The 18,815-nt window shown below is 52.1% G+C and carries 16 protein-coding genes; 4 read left to right on the top strand and 12 right to left on the bottom strand.

Annotation, left to right across the window (positions count from 1 at the left end; all coding sequences use genetic code 11):
* Positions 1-11: 11 nt before the first annotated feature.
* A complete protein-coding gene (locus tag HWW83_RS23290) occupies positions 12-1,742 on the bottom strand; it encodes a ShlB/FhaC/HecB family hemolysin secretion/activation protein (protein WP_176589600.1) in 1,731 nt (576 codons plus the stop codon).
* Between the two features lie 252 nt (positions 1,743-1,994).
* Positions 1,995-2,363, bottom strand: coding sequence for a hypothetical protein (locus tag HWW83_RS23285; RefSeq protein WP_176589599.1), 369 nt, complete (start codon positions 2,361-2,363; stop codon positions 1,995-1,997).
* 380 nt (positions 2,364-2,743) lie between these two features.
* On the opposite strand from HWW83_RS23285, the gene HWW83_RS25780 reads away from it, so the two are divergent.
* From HWW83_RS25780 to HWW83_RS23265, 4 genes are all read left to right on the top strand, one after another.
* Positions 2,744-3,016: a restriction endonuclease gene (locus HWW83_RS25780; RefSeq protein ID WP_304413825.1), complete on the top strand. Its 273-nt coding sequence runs from the start codon at positions 2,744-2,746 to the stop codon at positions 3,014-3,016.
* 373 nt (positions 3,017-3,389) lie between these two features.
* Positions 3,390-5,981 (top strand): type I restriction-modification system subunit M, encoded by a 2,592-nt coding sequence (locus HWW83_RS23275; RefSeq protein WP_176589598.1) that lies wholly within the window; start codon positions 3,390-3,392, stop codon positions 5,979-5,981.
* 1 nt (position 5,982) lies between these two features.
* On the top strand, positions 5,983-7,206 hold the full coding sequence (locus HWW83_RS23270) for a restriction endonuclease subunit S (protein WP_176589597.1): 1,224 nt from the start codon (positions 5,983-5,985) through the stop codon (positions 7,204-7,206).
* Positions 7,207-7,220: 14 nt separating this feature from the next.
* A complete protein-coding gene (locus HWW83_RS23265) occupies positions 7,221-10,406 on the top strand; it encodes a type I restriction endonuclease subunit R (RefSeq protein ID WP_176589596.1) in 3,186 nt (1,061 codons plus the stop codon).
* A gap of 127 nt (positions 10,407-10,533) precedes the next feature.
* Here the strand turns inward: HWW83_RS23265 and HWW83_RS23260 are convergent, their stop codons facing one another.
* From HWW83_RS23260 to HWW83_RS23215, 10 genes are all read right to left on the bottom strand, one after another.
* Positions 10,534-10,938: an acetyltransferase gene (locus tag HWW83_RS23260; RefSeq protein WP_176589595.1), complete on the bottom strand. Its 405-nt coding sequence runs from the start codon at positions 10,936-10,938 to the stop codon at positions 10,534-10,536.
* Positions 10,935-13,793 (bottom strand): conjugative transfer ATPase, encoded by a 2,859-nt coding sequence (locus tag HWW83_RS23255; RefSeq protein WP_176589594.1) that lies wholly within the window; start codon positions 13,791-13,793, stop codon positions 10,935-10,937. The genes HWW83_RS23260 and HWW83_RS23255 overlap by 4 nt, the downstream gene beginning before the upstream one ends.
* On the bottom strand, positions 13,793-14,218 hold the full coding sequence (locus tag HWW83_RS23250) for a TIGR03751 family conjugal transfer lipoprotein (RefSeq protein WP_176589593.1): 426 nt from the start codon (positions 14,216-14,218) through the stop codon (positions 13,793-13,795). The genes HWW83_RS23255 and HWW83_RS23250 overlap by 1 nt, the downstream gene beginning before the upstream one ends.
* A gap of 149 nt (positions 14,219-14,367) precedes the next feature.
* Positions 14,368-15,870: a TIGR03752 family integrating conjugative element protein gene (locus HWW83_RS23245; protein WP_176589592.1), complete on the bottom strand. Its 1,503-nt coding sequence runs from the start codon at positions 15,868-15,870 to the stop codon at positions 14,368-14,370.
* Complete coding sequence (locus HWW83_RS23240; protein ID WP_176589591.1) at positions 15,863-16,768, bottom strand: TIGR03749 family integrating conjugative element protein; 906 nt, start codon at positions 16,766-16,768, stop codon at positions 15,863-15,865. Before HWW83_RS23240 ends, HWW83_RS23245 begins: the two co-directional genes overlap by 8 nt.
* Positions 16,765-17,436 (bottom strand): PFL_4703 family integrating conjugative element protein, encoded by a 672-nt coding sequence (locus HWW83_RS23235; RefSeq protein ID WP_127146359.1) that lies wholly within the window; start codon positions 17,434-17,436, stop codon positions 16,765-16,767. The genes HWW83_RS23240 and HWW83_RS23235 overlap by 4 nt, the downstream gene beginning before the upstream one ends.
* Positions 17,433-17,798, bottom strand: a complete 366-nt coding sequence (locus tag HWW83_RS23230; RefSeq protein ID WP_086580534.1) for a TIGR03750 family conjugal transfer protein — start codon at positions 17,796-17,798, stop codon at positions 17,433-17,435. Before HWW83_RS23230 ends, HWW83_RS23235 begins: the two co-directional genes overlap by 4 nt.
* A gap of 11 nt (positions 17,799-17,809) precedes the next feature.
* Entirely contained in the window at positions 17,810-18,175 is a 366-nt protein-coding gene (locus HWW83_RS23225) for a TIGR03745 family integrating conjugative element membrane protein (RefSeq protein ID WP_176589590.1), read from the bottom strand.
* Positions 18,176-18,238: 63 nt separating this feature from the next.
* Entirely contained in the window at positions 18,239-18,481 is a 243-nt protein-coding gene (locus HWW83_RS23220) for a TIGR03758 family integrating conjugative element protein (protein WP_176589589.1), read from the bottom strand.
* A complete protein-coding gene (locus HWW83_RS23215) occupies positions 18,481-18,810 on the bottom strand; it encodes an integrative conjugative element protein, RAQPRD family (RefSeq protein ID WP_176589588.1) in 330 nt (109 codons plus the stop codon). Before HWW83_RS23215 ends, HWW83_RS23220 begins: the two co-directional genes overlap by 1 nt.
* Positions 18,811-18,815: the final 5 nt, after the last annotated feature.

Genomic DNA, 18,815 nt, shown 5'->3' with positions numbered 1-18,815 from the left:
TATCGCGATGTTCAAATTTCCAGATTTACGCTAAAACCCGCGGTCGCGCCGGAGGTGTGGAACCCCGCAGGCTTGTAGAGCGGAACGCCGGCAAACAGGTCATAGCTGAATCGCCCCCACAGCGCGCCGCGCACGCCGAGCGCGCTGCCCGCCAATTGATGGCCAACCAAGTGGCGGGTGTTTGGGCCGTCCACCCGACCGTAGTCGGCGGCCAGATACAATTCATGCCCGCGAGAAAACACGTTCCAGGCGATTTCATTGCGCCACAGCAGGCCCTTTTCGCCGGACAGCATCTGTTCGCCGTCAAAGCCACGCACCGTGTAACGCCCGGCAATGGCCATCCGCTCCTGCGGCGTCAGCGCATTCTGGCTCCACTGGCCCCGCACGCTGGTATAAAACCGCCAGGGCTGCTCACCCCAGGAGAAAGGCCGGTTGATGCCCAGGTCGGCGAGCAAAATGCCGGTACGCGCACTGCCTTCGTGACGCGATTCTTCCGGCGCAGGCAAGGCATTGAACGCCCCGGTACCGCGGCGCCAGTTGATATTGCCGTCCAGCGTAGTGGTACCGAAGTAGCTGCGCTGATTCAGCCCCAGCTCCCAGCCGGCGGTCCGACGTTTTTGCGACACAATATCAACGTCGTCCACGGCGTTAGTCGAGTGCTTGCGATAGCCGCGCAGGTTGAGCGTTAACTTGTGCGACTGGTCGCGGTACAGCAACCGGGAGACGGTCAACTGAATGTTGTCGCTCTTGCCGCTGTAGCGCAGCACCTCATTGGCGTTGGGGATGTTCTGGTGATAGGTGTAGTCGTTGTAATTGGCCGAGAAAGCCCAATATCCCACCGGGAAAAAGTAGTTCAGCGTATGTGAACGGTTGCCAAACGGCCCGTGCTGAAACACATCCTTGCCGATGTTGGCGTAGAAAAGGTCGTTTTGCGCAAACGGCGCATCGAGTGCCAGGGTGGCCGAACCCAGATAGCGCCCGGTACTTTTGGAGCCGCTGTCGTCCAGCCCCAGACTGAGCCGCACCGGCCGCCCCTCGTGCCAGTTGACCTGCAGGTCACTGGTGGCCTCCTGGGCACCGGGCACGATTTTAATGTCGGCATTGGCGCTGGGCACTCGTCTGAAGTTCTCCAGCCCCTGTTCGATATCACGCAGGTTGAGGATATCGCCGCGCGAGGCCGGAATAGCGTTCCACAGCCGCCCACGCCAGGAGACCGGCTCCCCAAAGCGGATGTCACCAATACGCCCCGGCTGCAACGTCAGCGTCAATACGCCCGTGGTCAAGTCCTGCTCCTGCGCCATCACGCGTGTTGTGACATAGCCCTTGGCCAGTATGACGTTTTGCACCTTGTTGATGGCAAGCACAATGCCCTGGCTACCCAGACAGCGACCTTTGGCATCCGCAGCGGCGTCCAGCGCCCACTGAAAGCGGCCGGCCGCTTCCCCGACCAACGTTAGCCGATTGATGGTGAAGCAGGGGGACTCATTGACCGGGTAATCCGGCATCACGGCCTCGGGGCGAGAAAGACGCGCATCGGCCTGCGGGGCATTTTGCTGTTGCAGAGCGCGCTCACGCTCCTGCTGGCGCTGTTGCTCACGGACATCAATGGTGGAAGCTGCTCGCTCCGGGGTATCAGAGGGTGTGGCGGCCATGCCCGGGAAAGTGCCGGTGAAAAGAACACCCGCGAGAACGTGGCTCAACGCCTTCGATGTGGATCCGTGCGACAGAAAGGTCCTTTTCATGAAAATCCATTTCATAAAGTGTCAAGATATGTAATTTTTGGCGCATTATCCACCCGTAAGATCAAAAAGCAAGCAAATCGTGTTCCGGGAGGAATGATATTGCCTGCGTTGTCAGTTGAGTCACACACAATCCTACTGTGCGGTCAACTGTGCCACGTGGTACATCCTGCAGCGTATAAACACGCTGATTTTCTTCGGCGTCACGGTGCTTAGCTTAGATTCAGGATCTAAACTTAATTCGATACATGATTTTTAATCATCACGCTCCAAAAACTCAGCCCCCAACCATGCAGAAGTACCATTACGCGTTTTTCCCACATTCAACAAAAATACTTGCCCATCCAGCCCACCTTCAGAAAAGTCAATACCACCATCTTTTGGGGTATAACGACGGGAGCCATTTTTCGGTCGAAATGCCGAGAGACGGTATCGTTGGCCATCATCCAGGGAGGTAAAATAACAGACAAGGTGGCCGGAGGACGTGGTATTCGACCAGACTTTGAAATCGAGTCGAGCGGCCCAGTCGCCGACAGGTACGGACTGCCATGCAAAGCTACCCGGATCCATTCCCGCATCCAGTGCACCGTTAAAGCTAAAAGCACGAAGAACGCTCTCATTCATAAAGCCGCCTTAAATCATGGAGGAAATAATACTGACTATCAGAGAGACAACAAACAGAAGGATCAGGAGCCCAACAAGCACCATAATAAAATAACGCAATCTGACCAGCAAAACGCCAATGACATTAAAGGGGATCAGGGTAACAGGGAAACCAATCATCTTATGCCACAGAACCATTGCCAGCAGCCAATTGGTTTACAAAACCGTACCGGATGGGCTCACAATCGTTCGAAACGTACTCACTGCAGCAGAAATTGAACATCTCGCTTTGGCTTACACCAACGTCAAACTTCAACAAAATAGTGATGCGGTAGATTTGGCCCCGGTTACAGAACCCCTTCTCACCCAACCGATGTTAACAAACAGCCCAGACGACCGCCTTGAGCAATCAATCAAAGATCCACGATGCGGTTGCATCGGAACGGCTGGAGAACCTAAGCCAGGTATCTCAAGGCCGCTTCGAGGTCATCGTACTGGATGTGCTGCACCGTTTAGGTTACGGCGGCCATCACGATTCAGAGCGTGTTGGCGGCAGCGGTGATGCTGGAATTGATAGCGTTATTTCTTTAGACAAGCTCGGTTTAGAAAAGGCGTGTGTGCAAGCCAAACGCTGGCAAAACACCGTAGGCCGCCCTGAGTTGCATGCATTCTAAGGTGACCTGGTGTGGCAAAAGGCTAAATTAGGGTATTCATTACGACTTCTGGCTTTACTAAGTATGACGTTGCCTACGCGCAATCGATAGAAGGCATGGTACTTATCGATGATAATCGGCTAGTTTATCTGATGATGGACAACGAGGTGGGTACCAGTCCGACGCTAATGAAGGTTTCTAAACTCGATAGCGACTATTTTGATTGGTGATGCACCAGATGAAATGGCAATCTTGGTAGGAATCGAGATTGTAGAACTACTTACTGCAACCGACTAGTAAAGCCCTGCAGCTAGCAAGAAGCTCTTATGAAACGTACAATCGAAACCCTAAAATAGACTTTTTCGAAAAAGAATTGCTTTTAACAGGACTTATTGTGAATAAACAACAACTTGCGGCAAAAATCTGGGAATCTGCCAACCAGATGCGTTCTAAAATTGAAGCCAACGAATACAAAGACTACATACTCGGCTTTATCTTCTACAAGTACCTAAGCGACCAGCTAGTGCAGTTTGTCACCAGACAGGGGATGACGTCTGAAGACATCAAAACCCTCAATGAAGAAGACACCGACACAGTTGAATACCTGCAAAGCAACCTGGGCTACTTTATTGCCTACGATAATCTTTTTTCTACATGGATTGATCCAACATCCGAATTTGATGAATCTAACGTGCGAGATGCGCTCTCGGCCTTTAGCCGTTTGATTTCGCCAACTTACAAAAAACTGTTTGATGGTATTTTTACCACCTTAGAAACAGGATTGAGCAAACTTGGTGAAAGTGCAGGCAAACGCACCAAGGCCATCAGCGACTTACTTCACCTGATCAAAAGCATTCCCATGAATAGTAATCAAGGGTATGACGTACTGGGCTACATTTACGAATACCTGCTTGAGAAATTTGCTGCCAATGCGGGTAAAAAAGCCGGTGAGTTTTACACGCCTCATGAAGTCTCGGTACTCATGTCAAACATCATCGCCCACGAGTTAAAACACAAAGATACCATCAAAATTTACGACCCAACTTCAGGCTCGGGTTCGTTGCTGATCAATATTGGTGAGGCGTTCGAGAAATACGCTAAAAACAAAGACAGCATCACCTATTTCGCCCAAGAGTTAAAAGCCAATACCTACAACCTAACCCGTATGAATCTCATCATGCGCGGTATCAAAGCCAGCAACATCAAAACTCGTAATGGCGATACCCTGGAAGAAGATTGGCCGTATTTTGATGACAGCGATCCTCAAGGTTCATACTACGCCTTACATGTCGATGCCGTGGTATCCAACCCGCCTTACTCACAAAACTGGGACCCCAGCTTTAAAGAGAGCGATCCTCGCTATTCACGTTTTGGCCTGGCACCTAAAACCAAAGCTGATTTTGCTTTTTTACTGCACGACCTCTACCACCTAAAACCCGATGGCATTATGGCTATCGTCCTTCCGCATGGTGTCTTGTTCCGTGGCGGTGAAGAAGGTCAAATTCGCAAGCAACTCATTGAGCAGAATCATATTGAGACCGTTATCGGTTTACCGGCCAATATCTTTTTTGGCACCAGCATTCCCACGGTGATTTTAGTAATCAAACAAAAACGCCAAAACACCGATGTATTGGTAGTCGATGCCTCCAAACACTTTATAAAAGAAGGCAAAAACAACAAATTGCAAGCGAGTGATATCAAACGCATCACTGATGCGGTGATTAACCGAGAGAGTGTCGACAAGTACTCACAACTAGTGAGCAAAGAAACCCTGCGCGACAACGGTTACAACCTTAACATACCGCGCTATGTGGATTCCTCTGCGACGGCACAAACCTGGGATTTACATGCCACCATGCTCGGCGGCATTCCCAACAGCGAAATTGCCGAGTTAAATAGCTTTTGGCAAACCTTCCCACAATTACGCAGTACCCTGTTTACACCAAAATCCGCCGCTTACAGTGAGCTGGTCATTGACAAGCAAGACGTCAACGCCAGCATTAGCGGGCATCCGCAAGTGTTGGAGTTTATCAGCGCCTACAACCAGACCTTTAATGGCTTTGATGATCACCTAAACACTCAGTTGATACAAAACTGGCAAAGTGTAAAGCGTAATCAGCAAGAGGCGGTATTAAGTACCGCGTTATTTACTCGCTTAGCCCCCATTGCCTTAATCGACAAATACCAGGCTTACCAATTTCTAAACAATCAATGGCAACTGATCAGCGCCGATTTAGAAATGATGCAAACCGAAGGCTTTGCTGCCACCAAGCAAGTTGATCCCAATATTGTTATAAAGAAAAAAAACGGCAATGACACCGAAGTACAAGAGGGGTGGAAAGGCCACATATTGCCCTTCGATTTAGTGCAACAAACGTACTTAAGTGATGACTTACAAGCCCTGGCGGATAATGAAACTCGTCTGGCAGAAATTGCCAGCAGGCTGGAAGAAATTTTAGAATCACTAACCGAAGAAGAAAAAGAACAAGATACGGTCAAAGAGAGCAAGGACGGCTTTGCGAGTGCAGAATTAAGCAAAGCCGCCAAAACCTTCCTGAAAGAACAAAAAGACAGCAAAGTTAAATTTGCAGAAGAAAGCTATGAAGCCAAAGTTATTCGTGCGAACAAATTAATCGATGAAGAAAAAACCCTGAAAAAAGCGGTCAAAGATACCGCCACTGCCCTGCACCTAAAAACCAAGACGACCATCGAAGCCTTAACCGATGAACAGGCGAATAGCCTGCTGTACCTTAAATGGATTGCACCATTAAGCGCCGAACTCGCCGGCATGCCAAATGCCGTGATTAGCCAGCTCTCCTGTCAGGTACAAGCCCTGGCTGATAAATACGCCGTCACTTATTCGCAGATAGCCCATGAGATGAAAACCACCGAGCAAGAGCTAGCGAAGATGATGGGCGAGCTCACGGGCAATGAGTTTGATATGCAGGGCCTGGCAGAACTCACTAACTTACTGAAGGGTGAATAAGATGAGTATGGATAACAAGGTGCCAGAGATCCGGTTTAAAGGGTTTAGTGGGGAGTGGGTTGAACACAGTTGGAGCAATACGGTTGATGTTTCAACAAACATGGTAGACCCGAGAAACAGTCAGTACGAGGAATTGTTTCATGTAGGCCCAGGAAATATCGAATCTTTCACAGGAAGATTTTATAACAATGTTTTGAAAGTAAAAGATAGTAATTTGATAAGCGGAAAATTCCATTTTAATAATGGTGATATAATTTATGGAAAGATCAACCCTCAGCTAGCAAAGTATGTAATCGCACCTTTTGAAGGACTTGCTAGTGCAGATGCATATGTATTAAATGCCAAAAATGGAGTGATTCAAAATTATTTATTTGCAATTCTTCATACCAAAGAATTTTACAAGTATACTGTTTCAGTTTCATCGCGCACAGGCATGCCAAAGATAAATAGGGATGAACTGAATACTTATAGTTATATGGCGCCTTCTGAGTCAGAACAAACCGCCATCGGCAAATTTTTCCAAAAGTTAGATGTGCTGATCAACAAACACAAAAAAAAGCATGGCAAACTCAGCAGCATAAAAAAAGCCATGCTGGAAAAGATGTTTCCCAAACAAGGCAAAACCATTCCAGAAATCCGTTTTAAAGGGTTTAGTGGGGAGTGGGAAGAGAAGATGTTAGGTACTGATATCGCTGAAATTATTGGGGGAGGCACACCCAGCACGTCAATTTCTGAATTTTGGGACGGTGATATTGATTGGTATTCACCTACTGAAATTGGAGAAAATGTGTATGCGAAAGGTAGTCAGAAAAAGATTACACCTCTAGGTTTGAAAAGTTGCTCAGCAAAGATACTTCCTGCTGGTAATACGGTTCTCTTTACTAGCAGAGCGGGCATAGGTGACATGGCTATTCTTACAAAACCAGGCTCCACTAATCAGGGTTTTCAATCAATTATAGTTAAAGAGGGTTATTCACCCTATTTTATCTTTTCAGCGGGTAAGCAAATCAAAGATTTTGCGCTCAAACATGCATCTGGCTCCACTTTTTTAGAAATTTCAGGCAAGCAACTCGGGCGTATGAAAATTCTTATGCCTAGCTTAGAGGAACAAACCGCCATCGGCAACTATTTCGAAAAACTCGACAGCCTGATCAACCAATACCAACAACAAATCACCAAGCTTAATAACATCAAGCAGGCCTGCTTAAGTAAAATGTTTGTCTAACAAGGAGCGCCATCATGACCACCTTTAAAACCGAAGCGCAATTTGAGCAGGCCTTTATTGAGGCACTTACCCACAAGGGCTGGGAAACAGAGATAATCAAAAACAAAACCGAAGCCGATTTACTGCAAAACTGGGCAAACATTTTGTTTGAAAACAATCGCCAGCGGGATCGTTTAAACGATGTTCCGCTTACTGCGACTGAAATGCAGCAAATTATTGAGCAAATCAAAGAGCTTAAAACCCCGCTCAAGCTCAACGGTTTAATTAATGGCAAAACCGTGGCAATTAAGCGTGATAACCCAGCCGATGCTTTGCATATGGGTAAAGAAGTCAGCTTAAAAATATACGATCGCCAAGAAATTGCTGCTGGCCAAAGCCGTTACCAAATTGTGCAGCAACCTAACTTTGAACGCGGCAGCCCTTTGCGTAACGACAGACGCGGTGATGTGCTGCTACTGATTAACGGTATGCCGGTGATCCATGTGGAACTAAAGCGCAGTGGCATACCGGTTAGTCAGGCTGTCAACCAAATTGAAAAGTACAGTAAAGAGGGCGTATTTAGCGGTCTGTTTTCCCTTATCCAAGTGTTCGTGGCAATGGAGCCAAATGAAACTAAATACTTTGCCAATCCCGGACTAGACGGCAAGTTTAACCCCGACTATCAGTTTAACTGGGCCGATTTCAATAACGAACCCATGAACCACTGGAAAGACATTGCCTCTACCCTGCTTTCTATCCCTATGGCGCATCAATTGATCGGATTTTATACCGTCGCCGACGATACCGACGGCGTGCTTAAGGTAATGCGCAGTTATCAGTATTACGCCGCTAATGCGATATCTGACAAAGTGGCCAAAACCAACTGGCAGCAACTGGGTAGCGCGGCCAATAATCCCGATCGCCTCGGGGGATATGTGTGGCATACCACGGGTTCGGGTAAAACCATGACCAGCTTTAAATCGGCGCAGCTGATCGCTCAATCCAAAGATGCCGATAAAGTAATTTTCTTAATGGACAGGATTGAACTGGGCACCCAGTCGCTCATGGAATACCGCAATTTTGCTGGCGATGGCGAGGACGTTCAAGCCACCGAAAATACTCACATACTCATTACCAAACTAAAAAGCACCGCCCCAGCCAATACCTTAATTGTTAGCTCCATTCAAAAAATGAGTAATATTTTTGAAGCGGAAGATGGTGAAGGCGTGACCACAAACACCGCGGATATTGAAAAAATCCGCGCTAAACGCTTGGTGTTTATTGTCGATGAGGCGCACCGCTCCACCTTTGGCGATATGCTGATTACGATTAAACGTACCTTTCCGCGCGCCTTGTTTTTTGGCTTTACTGGGACACCGATTCAAGAAGAAAACGAAAAAAACGGCAATACCACCAGTACCGTATTTGGCAACGAGCTACACCGCTATAGCATTGCCGATGGCATACGCGATGGTAATGTACTCGGTTTTGACCCTTACAAAGTACCAACATTTAGAGACAGTGACCTAAGGCAAGCGGTGGCGTTAGAGCAAGCCAAGGCCGGTTTAGTGAACGAGGCCATGGATAATCCTGTCAAAAAGAAAAAATTTAACCACTTTATGAATGATGTACCTATGGCTGGCCATAGAGATGCTACAGGAAAATACCACAAAGGCATTGAAGACTATGTGCCTAAAAGCCAATATTTAAGCGATACTCACCAAACTAAGGTGGTGGAAGATATTCTGCATAAATGGGACGTGCTCAGTCAAGGGACTAAATTTCATGCCATTTTGGCCACTAACAGCATTGCCGAAGCCATTGACTATTACCGCCGTTTAAAAGCCGCCAAACCTGAACTTAAAGTATCGGCTTTGTTTGACCCAAATATTGATAACGACGGCAGTGGTGACCGTGGCCCCACCTTTAAAGGCGATGGCCTAGACGAAATAATGACCGACTATAACGCGCGTTATTGTCAAGATTTTGACTTTGCCCGCCATGCGGCGTTTAAAAAAGATTTAGCGGCACGCCTTGCCCATAAAAAGCCCTATGAGTGCATTCATACCGAGCCTTCAAATCAATTAGATTTACTGATTGTTGTAGATCAAATGCTCACTGGCTTTGACTCTAAATGGCTTAACACCTTGTATTTAGATAAGGTAATTAAATACCAAAATATTATTCAAGCGTTCTCACGTACCAACCGCTTGTTTGGTCCGGACAAACCCCACGGCATCATCCGTTATTACCGTTATCCACACACCATGGAGAAAAATATCAATGATGCGGTAAAACTCTATTCCGGCGACAGACCTATCGGCTTGTTTGTAGATAGGTTAGAAAGCAACCTTAACGCCATGAATGAATTAGTGTTAGAGATTACCGGGCTGTTTGTCAGTGCGGGTATTGAGAACTTTGAAAAACTGCCAGAAGATATAGAAACCTGTGCCCAATTCGCCAAATTATTTAACAACTTTAGCCACCACCTAGAAGCGGCTAAAGTACAAGGTTTGCATTGGGAGCAGTCGATCTATTCATTTACTGAAAATGATGTAGAACATGAGGTAACGCTGTCCATAGACGAACAAACTTATCTGAGCCTGGTTCTGCGTTACAAAGAGTTGGTTGTCAAAGGTGATGGTACTGGCGTAGGTGGCAGCGATGTGCCTTTTGATATCAGTGGCTATTTAACCGAGATAGATACCGGAAAAATCGATGCCGACTACATGAATAGCCGCTTTGATAAATACTTAAAAGAGCTGAACAAACATCAAGGTTCTGCGAACATTGAAATCACATTAAATGAGCTGCACAAGTCGTTTGCATCACTCACCCAAAGCGAGCAAAAGTACGCCAAGCTCTTCTTACACGACTTGCAGCGCGGTGATGCGCAATTAATTGAAGGCTATACTTTTAGAGACTATATCAACGCCTACAAAGACAACGCAGAAAATGCACAATTAAACGCTGTTGTTGATGCTCTTGGTTTAGATAAAAAACTACTCATAGCATTAATGACTGATAGTGTTAATGATAAGAATCTCAACGACTTTGGTCGTTTCGACGCATTAAAAGAATCGGTAGATAAAACGAAAGCCAAGGCCTACTTTGAAAAACAAGACGGCATAACCATACCTCTATTTAAGCTGCATATTCGCATTGATCAGTTTTTAAAGCAGTTTATTTTTGCACAAATGGATGATTTCTTAAGTGACTAAGATATTGTTAGTGATGTGATAAACGTTTATCCCTCAGCATAAGTTTTCCCACACTTATGCTGAGCTTTCTCTTTCGTGAAATATTTTATCATGATGAAATTGATAAAATTTGTTGGGATTGTTTTAACTAATTGACCCTAAATCGATCGCACAGTTCGCTTAAATGGAGCAGCAGATACACCACATCCGCGGCATCCGGTACGGTGACATACCAGCGCGGGTGATCGTACTCCTCCGACTGCGGCCACAGCGTACTGCCGGTCACCGAGATCAGAACATCGATGCAACGCCCCAGTCGGCCCTCGAGATGCAACGCCACGCTGGTACGACTCCCGATGCGATGCGGGTGGGCCGTAAGTTGGACCGGCCCCAGGAGTCGATCGCGGATAGCCGCACAGAACGTCTCAAGCCGCCGCGCATCTGCTTCGCTTAAGGTGGCCACGCCCTGCGGAGGGAGGGTAAACAACGACGGTTCACGACAGACCAAGCCATGCGGTCGAACAACCGGTTCCGGGTATTTCAGGGTCATCATGCTACCGCTGCCTCCCCGTTAGCCGCCAGGCCGCGCAGACGGTCAAGCTTTTGCGCTACCCTGCGCGCCGCCTCGAGCTCGCTGCAGCCAAATTCCTGCATCAGCGCACGGCGCTCGGCCTTCTCTTCTTTCTCCGTCATCCCCAGCGCCAGGTACAGGCTCGGCGGTACTGCACGGAACAGCGCCTCGAGTTTTTTCGACAGCACCACACCTTCGGTATAACAGCCGGAAAGTTTGCTGGCTGACAGCAGCACCGCCTTTTGCTCCTCGGTCAGCGCCTTGAAGCGGGCAATGTCGTTGACCTCCTCCGGCGGCATGGTCAGACAGACCCACCACTCCGCCATGTTCAGCATCTTCTCGGCAATGTCCGGGAAGTCTTTCAGGTTCTGTGTTGCCAGCCACAGCCAGGCCCCGAGCTTACGCCACATCTTGACGATTTTGGTCATGTACGGTGCCAGCAGCGGGTTCACCGTCACAATGTGCGCCTCATCCACCGCGAACACGATATCCCGTTCCGAGTACTGGTCTCGTTCGGCAATGTTGTTGATGGTATTGGTCAGGCTTACCATCGTCAGCGCCATCTGCGCCTCATACCCCTCACGCGCCAGATGCCCCAGGTCAATCAGGGTCACATCCGCCTCTGGCCACAGGCTACCTTCTCGGTTAAACAGCTCTGCTTCGAAGCTGCCGGCCTGGGTAAACATGCCCAGCGCTTCGGCCATTTCGGCCGCTTTCGCCCGACGCTGTGGATTGCGCTTTTCGTTGGCTGTGTCGTTGGAAATCGCATACAAGGCGTTCTGCAAATCAGACGGTAGCATCTGGCGCTGCTCGTCATAGGCGCTCTTCGCCGCCATCAGCAAGGCTTCACGGATCATTGCCCGGTCAGCCCGTTTTAACTCCGCTTCTTCCTTCTGGTCACCGCCGGTGACCATCATGCGCGCCGAGATCTCCATTTCCCCCAGGTAATCGCGTTTATCCTCATCGTCGTCATCCGCATCGATATCACGCAGCTCACTTTCATCCAGCTCCAGTGAGCTCAGTTCCTCGATAAGCTTATGCGCGAAAGAGAACGGCGGCAAAGACACGCCACTGCCCGGTTTGATGCTGACTTTATTGACCGTCAGCCCCTGGCTTTCAAAGTAATCAGCCAGCAGCCCAAACGAGTTCCCCGCCTCGGCAACGAACAGACGTGGGCGATGAACCGCCATGGTTTGTGTCAGCGTGGCACACAACGTCGCCGATTTCCCCGCGCCGGTCGGACCAAAATACAGCATATGCGCATTCTGGCTGCGGTCATGTTTGTTAAGCGGATCAACCGTCAGAATATCGCCCCCGCGGTTGAAAAAACTCAGGCCTGGATTGCCCGTTCCCGTTTCACGACCGGTCACCGGTAACAGGCCGGCCAGATGCTGTACCCAGGTCAGACGGGTGTTCCAGTGTTTCTTGTCGGTCTCCGGGTTAAAGCACATCGGCAGCGCGCGCAGATAGGTATTGAGCGGCGCCACATCAAACTCCGGGCGAACCGGCTGCAGGCCGGCACCAAGCAACACGTTGGTGAGCTCGACACGCTTGTGATTGAGCGTGGTCAGGTCGCCGGCACGCAACAAGAAGGTGATGCCGGCACGGTACAGCTTGTGACGATTACCCAGGTATTCCTTGACCTGTGCCACGTCCTGACGTACTCGCCCGGACTCGGTATTTTCGCCGACGGCATTTTTCGACAGCTTGTTAAAATCGTTTTCCAGCGTGTCCTGCGGCTGCACCACGATGGTCATGCACAGCATCGTCCCTTCCGGAAACATATCCATCAGCGCGTTGATTTTTTTCTCGCCACGCTTCATCTCTCCGGTGATGGTGCCGGGCTCTGGCGGGCGGCGCAACTTCTCGACCGGGATCGCGCAATGCGCCTGATTATCGAACCACCACACCCCCTGGTCCGGATCGGACACGGGCGGGGTGAACAGCAGGGTTTCGGCAAAATCATTCTGCACCGGCATTGCGCCTTCCGGCGTATCACGGCTGTCAAAATAGGCGGCATCGCGGTACAGAACCCCTTTATCCACCCACTCCGGGCTGGGGTTAAAATGACGCAGCAGCCAGTCGTGAACCTGGCCGCCATTTTGCCGCACACATACCACGCCGGCCCCGTTCAGCGCCCCCGTCACACGCTCACAGGTCTGATTCAGCATGGCGATCGGTGGCATCGGATCATGATTGCTCTTACCAATCCAGCGATAGACCACCATGCGGGTCCGGCGTTGCTGCCCACGCCATGGCTGGTCTGTTATCAGCGTATCTTTAAACAGGCCTTCCGGACGGGCAATCCCGCGCAGATGACGCTCGGTTTCTTTCAGCCATGACTCAGACAGCTGAGAACCCTGCGCATGCGGCTTGATATACCCTCTCAGCCGGTCAAGGTACGCATCGACGTTGTTCTCGTCCTGGCAAAAGAACTGCACGACCCAGGGGTTTTCATCATGTTCGTCAAAGGAGTCCTGCAGGGCATCCTCCACCGTATCGCGCATCTGCTCCAGGCGATCGTCTGTGCGTCCCTCGGTGGCCACCGGTGTGATATCAAAAACGGCCCCGACGGACACCCCGTCATCGAGCAAAATACACTGCTCACGGTCGAGAAACTCCGCCCAGGGTAGGTAATCAACGATGGACGGATTGGCGTGATACACCTGCTTCTCATCCTTTACCGTCATCTTGCCCGGGCGCCGTAACGGCTCTCGCCCGTCGACAGACAGCGGCACACCGTCCTCAGTTGCGATCACCGTGTCCTGGACATCCGTTGCCGGCACTGCCGGCTTTTTGCGCATCAGGCGCTTTTTATCAAACAGGGAAAATCGCATCAGTAGGCCTCCGTCCGTTCACCCGGCATCGCATACTGCACCTGACTGTAGAACGGGAACACGGTGCTGTAGCCCGGCACCGGCGCGTTGCCATCCGCCAGGTGCGGGAACACGTACATCACAAGGTCGGGATTCGGCAGGCGCGGGAACTGCTGGCTGATTTCGCTTTCCTGCGTGCGGCTGTAGCTGCGATCGCTTGCGGCTGTTGCCTGGCTTTCGTTCTCGGTGAGCGGCCGGCGCAGGCTGTCGCGTGCCGCCACCGCATTACGCGCTGAACCGCCACCGTCTTCACCCTGCCACAATTCCAGCATCGAGCTGTCGCCTGGCGGCAGCATTTCCTCTTTCGACGTCGAACAGCCGGCCAACGCCATGACGCTGACAATGACAGTGATCGCCATAACTCGATTAAACAGATTTTTCCGCATGATTATCATTCTCTTATAAGCAAACACAGCAGGAGCAGCACACCCAGCCAAAACGCGCAGCAGGACAGCAAAACCAGCGCCCAACCCTGTGGGCGATTCATCCTTTCGCATTGACGCCACAGCATGCCTTTTCTCCTCCGAATGACGCGTTAATCCAGCCCGCCGGTGTTGCCGTCTTCGCCAGGCAGGCTGAAGTCGTCGTAACGCACCTTGCGCCCTTTGGTCTCAAAGTCGATCGCCAGCTGGCGAGTAATGTGCACGGCCAGCTTCTGGCCCGGCGGAACGTACACGGCGTCGAACATCATGCCGTAGCGCTCACGCACCCAGTCGGCGGTCTCTTTCATCCCGCCTGACAGCGCCTTGCCTAGCACGGCCTGGCCGGCATTACCGGTCATGGTCGAGGTGATGCCATTCACATTGTTTTGCGTGGTGTATTGCCCCTGACTGATCCCTTCCCCGGCGGCGCTGGCGGCCGACAAGGCGGCGATCGTCGGCAGATAGGTCGAGGCATTGGACTTACGCTCTCCACCGATGCACGGGATACCGTTGTCATCGGAGATCCAGCCGATGCCGGCGGTGGTGCTGACCTCCTTCGCATTACTGCCGGCATTATTGTTACTGCCGTTGGCATTCATGTTGGTGTTGGGTTTTGGCAGGGTGCGGACCGTCCCGTCCGCAAACACGAAGGTGATGCTGTTGACCTGGCCGCGCACGCACGACAACGTCCAGTCCCCGCTGGCGGTCCCCGAGACAATCGCACCCTCGACGTCCGGCAACTCGATGCCGTTCGCCGTCAGGTTGTCTTTGCCAATCATCAGCTTGAACGGGTACGGGTCAGTCACCGTGCCGTTGATCGGCACGCGGCCCAGCAGCGCCGTCATGGCGCGGCTGCCCACCAGGGTGGAATTCTCAGGCAGGGTAAACACCGGCTCGGCGTTCTCCTCCGCCCCTTTTTCATTGGTATGTCCTTTAACCTGCTGCTCATAGGCAGCTTTTTGGCGTGTGATCGCATTGTCCGACAGGAACGACGTCGGGAACTGCGGGCCGTCTTTGACGCTGTTCGGATTACGCGGGTCGGGTTCTTTCATGTCTTTCGGACCGACCCACATCAAGCCATCCTGACCAGGAGCGGCCCCACCGTCCCCGGCACCCAAGCCATCCAGTCCCAGCCCCAGCGGAATATCACTGTCGCTTTTTGCCTTGTCCTTGTTCGCACTCAACTGCTCGGTCAGCGTCTGGATTTTTCCCATCAGCGTTTGCTGCTCTTGCTGAAGCTGCTGCTGGCGCTGCTGTGCTTGTTTTTGGAAGCCGGCCACGGCCTCATTGACCTGACCGGACACATTGGTATTGCGCTTGCGAAGTTCTTCGTTTTCTTTCAGCACTTTATCAATGTTTTTCTGCAACTCGGCCTGCTGGGTTCGGGTAGTACGTAGGGTGCCCACCAGGGTACGCAGCGTATCTTCTGGAGTATCCCCCTCTACACCCAGCGCCCGCAGCTCTTCCGGCGACATGCTGGCCAGCACGTTATGCGCCTGCTGAGTCTCCTCCTGTGCTTTACCGCCGCTGCAGGCCTTAAGCCCGACGATGATCGCGGTGGCCAGCACGCCGAACACAATGACCTTCGGCAGCATGTTGGATTTCACCTCAGTCATGGTTTGCCCCCTTCTTCACCGCTTTTACGGCTTTGCGAACCGCCGATGGTTCCGCGACAAACGCCCCGTCCGGGCGACCGGCGGTAACCAGGTACAGCGTGGTGGTGTCTTCCGGAGTCCCCACCGGGCCAAGATAGCGGTGCTGGAACGTCGCCGTCACAAAATGCCCCTGCAGTACCCGGGGATCGAGCGTGATTTTGCGGCTGGCGGTGTTTTGCACCTTCAGCGCTACCACGTTGCGGCTGCCAACACCCCAGCCGCCCAGCGGCGTGATGGTCACCGGCTCTGACGGGTACAGTGTGGTGATACGTTTCGGCAGGTGCGGGTTGACCGGATGAATGCCGGGCACCGCTTCAACCGTACGCACCGGGCCGTACAGGCTTTGTGCTGCGTAACGCGTCAGGACAACCGGCAGCGGCGCGTTGTATTTGACTTTTTTACGCTTCGCCTGGGTACCGTTATCCGCCCCAGGCGCCGCGTTGTTTCCCCCTGAAGCAGCTGACGCGTCACTGCTGCTAACTGAGGTCACGTCACCGCTGTAGACAATACGCACCGGTTCGGCCGAGCCTTTGTCCGATGCCGTCACATCAAGGAGAATAACCTCCCCGTTTTCCACGTCCTGCAGCTGCAGACGCGTTGGCGGGAAAGCGGCATCCGCTTTCAGATAAACCGCACCGCCACTGCTTTGCACTCGCAGCTTACCGTTCAGCGCCGGCGGGAAGCCGACGCGGACATTTTTATCGGCAAACAACACCCGCTCCTTGCCGACGGCCAGCGGGATTTGCAACGGGATACGCTCCCATTTCATCAGCTCTTCCGCCTGCGTAACCGGCACGATAAACGTCGCCGCCAGGGGAAGTACACTCAGGGAAAGCGCCAGAACACGTGCTTTCATCATTGGAATACTCCTTTTTTCTCAGGCGCGGGTTCCGCCGGCGCCGCAGCAAGACGCTGTGGCATGCTGTCGTAACAATCCAGTGCCAGACCAAACTCATTACGTTCCGGATCCCCTTCTGCGCGCACCACTTTCAGCGGGTAACGTGTCAGTGCGCGTTTCACCGGTTCGCCGGCAAAGGACTCGTCCGCCACCAGATCAAGGCGTACCACCCAGTTATCACGGCCTTTGACCGTCACCGGGCTCTGGTTATAACGGCCGTTGTAACCATGCTCAGGGATTTCGAATACCACGCGCGTCCTGCCGGCAAGTTCACCGCTTTCGCTACGCTTTTTGGCGTCCGCCTTCAGGAAACGTGCGCAGGAGTCGGTCAGATAAGGAGACAGCGCGGCAATTTTGGCCGGGTAATCGACATCACCGTTCTTAGGCCAGGCATTGAGTTGCTGGAAGATATAAAAACCGAAGCTGTAGACCGTGGACGGTGGTACCTCCCACCAGGCGCGGGTAGAGCCGCTGCGCAGGTCTGGCGGGTTATGGATGGTCAAATTGTCTGGCGCCCGCATCCAGCCGATGCTGGCTACCAGAAGGAAAACGACCAGCACGCCACAGGCAACACGCAACGTGAGAATATGCTGATCGCGGTTTTTAACCGCATGTCTGAAACGGCTCATGTGGACCTCTTAACAACGCGGCTGCGACGCAACGACCAGCCCTGTTTGTCGATAATCAGGGTGGGATCCCCCCACCCCATGCGACGTTTACGCGCCTCGAGACGCTGCCAGATATAATTCTCCGGTTTACCGCGCTTAAGGCGCGTCAGCCGGCTGCCCCCAAACCAGATGACGAGAAGCGGTGTCACCAGCATGCCGGTGGGTATCACAACCCAGCCGGCAAGAGGAAGAAACGGCAACGACACGAGCAGACCCAGCCCTACGCCCGCCAACGCCGCCAACCCCATCTCCGGGGTGGTGAAACCCCGGAAGACGACAGGCTCGGCATTGAGGCGGTCAGGTAAAAATCGGATAGTCTGCATGGCGGGTCACCTTAGAACAGGATTTCGGCGGACTTGCCGACCAGCCAGATAACCGCAACCAGCAGCACAATACCGACCACGATAATGGCGCCGAACTTACCCCAGTTGGATTTACCTTCGCGCACCTCATGGAAGGTGGAGATTGCAGAGTTTGCTACCACAAGAAACGCCACGGCGGCTGCGACCAGCCCCAGGATGACGATGCCGTCCTGAATGTAACCTTTGAGGGTATCCATCAGTCCACCGCCACCTCCGGAAGACGGCGGCTCAACGCTCGGCAATGCAGCCTGCGCCGGTTGACTGGCGGCATAAGCTAGAGAAGTCGCTACCGCGACACGCGCAGAAAAATGACGGAAAAGACGAACTACAGCATTCATAAAGCATTCCTTTTTGCAGAGTGAAATTAATAACGTGAAAAACGGTCCAGCGTCTCAGCGGGGTCAGCTGGCAAACATCCAGGTAACAACGAGCAGCAACAACACGAGCCTGACGGCAAACTGAACCATCGCTGAGTTGCGAAGCTTTTCGTTGCTCCATCCCTTCCAGATATCGGTCAGTGCCCAGGCCGCCCAGACAAACAGCACCGCCAGTAACCCACCGATGCAAATCAGCGACAAAATATTGACTTCAACACCGCCGCTGGCCGCCTTGAAGGCCTGCTCCTGAGCACCGGTCATGGCCATCAGGGGCGCTCCCGACGGTAGTTGCCGGCCACCGCACTGCCATCACGTGGTTGGGCACGCGAGGGTTCCAGATAGCGGTCAATGCCGGCATTGATGGTCTTGAGATCGGCGGTAGCGCGGGCATAGTCGAAGAAGAAACGACCGCGCTCCGACGGGTCCGCCTGAACGGCGGCAACACGCGCACGTTCAAGTGCTACCTGCACCTGAATCAGCATCCGCTGGGCAGAGGCCAGCTCATCTTTTTCAGCAGCAAAGGCAGGCAGTGCGGTCAGCAAAGTCAGGCCCAGCAAGCAGCCGGCGCTGAGGCCACGAACAACGGGGATAGGCATACACA

This window comes from Serratia ureilytica (assembly GCF_013375155.1).
GTDB lineage: Bacteria > Pseudomonadota > Gammaproteobacteria > Enterobacterales > Enterobacteriaceae > Serratia > Serratia ureilytica.
The sequence above is the reverse complement of the archived record's forward strand: the minus strand, read 5'-3'. Positions and strand labels throughout refer to the sequence as shown.

Excerpts from the sequence above, each read along its gene's own strand:
- HWW83_RS23290 (WP_176589600.1), bottom strand. The coding sequence starts at position 1,742 with ATGAAAAGGACCTTTCTGTCGCACGGATCCACATCGAAGGCGTTGAGC.
- HWW83_RS23285 (WP_176589599.1), bottom strand. The coding sequence starts at position 2,363 with ATGAATGAGAGCGTTCTTCGTGCTTTTAGCTTTAACGGTGCACTGGAT.
- HWW83_RS23270 (WP_176589597.1), top strand. The coding sequence starts at position 5,983 with ATGAGTATGGATAACAAGGTGCCAGAGATCCGGTTTAAAGGGTTTAGT.
- HWW83_RS23265 (WP_176589596.1), top strand. The coding sequence starts at position 7,221 with ATGACCACCTTTAAAACCGAAGCGCAATTTGAGCAGGCCTTTATTGAG.
- HWW83_RS23260 (WP_176589595.1), bottom strand. The coding sequence starts at position 10,938 with ATGATGACCCTGAAATACCCGGAACCGGTTGTTCGACCGCATGGCTTG.
- HWW83_RS23255 (WP_176589594.1), bottom strand. The coding sequence starts at position 13,793 with ATGCGATTTTCCCTGTTTGATAAAAAGCGCCTGATGCGCAAAAAGCCG.
- HWW83_RS23250 (WP_176589593.1), bottom strand. The coding sequence starts at position 14,218 with ATGCGGAAAAATCTGTTTAATCGAGTTATGGCGATCACTGTCATTGTC.
- HWW83_RS23245 (WP_176589592.1), bottom strand. The coding sequence starts at position 15,870 with ATGACTGAGGTGAAATCCAACATGCTGCCGAAGGTCATTGTGTTCGGC.
- HWW83_RS23240 (WP_176589591.1), bottom strand. The coding sequence starts at position 16,768 with ATGATGAAAGCACGTGTTCTGGCGCTTTCCCTGAGTGTACTTCCCCTG.
- HWW83_RS23235 (WP_127146359.1), bottom strand. The coding sequence starts at position 17,436 with ATGAGCCGTTTCAGACATGCGGTTAAAAACCGCGATCAGCATATTCTC.
- HWW83_RS23230 (WP_086580534.1), bottom strand. The coding sequence starts at position 17,798 with ATGCAGACTATCCGATTTTTACCTGACCGCCTCAATGCCGAGCCTGTC.
- HWW83_RS23225 (WP_176589590.1), bottom strand. The coding sequence starts at position 18,175 with ATGAATGCTGTAGTTCGTCTTTTCCGTCATTTTTCTGCGCGTGTCGCG.
- HWW83_RS23220 (WP_176589589.1), bottom strand. The coding sequence starts at position 18,481 with ATGGCCATGACCGGTGCTCAGGAGCAGGCCTTCAAGGCGGCCAGCGGC.
- HWW83_RS23215 (WP_176589588.1), bottom strand. The coding sequence starts at position 18,810 with ATGCCTATCCCCGTTGTTCGTGGCCTCAGCGCCGGCTGCTTGCTGGGC.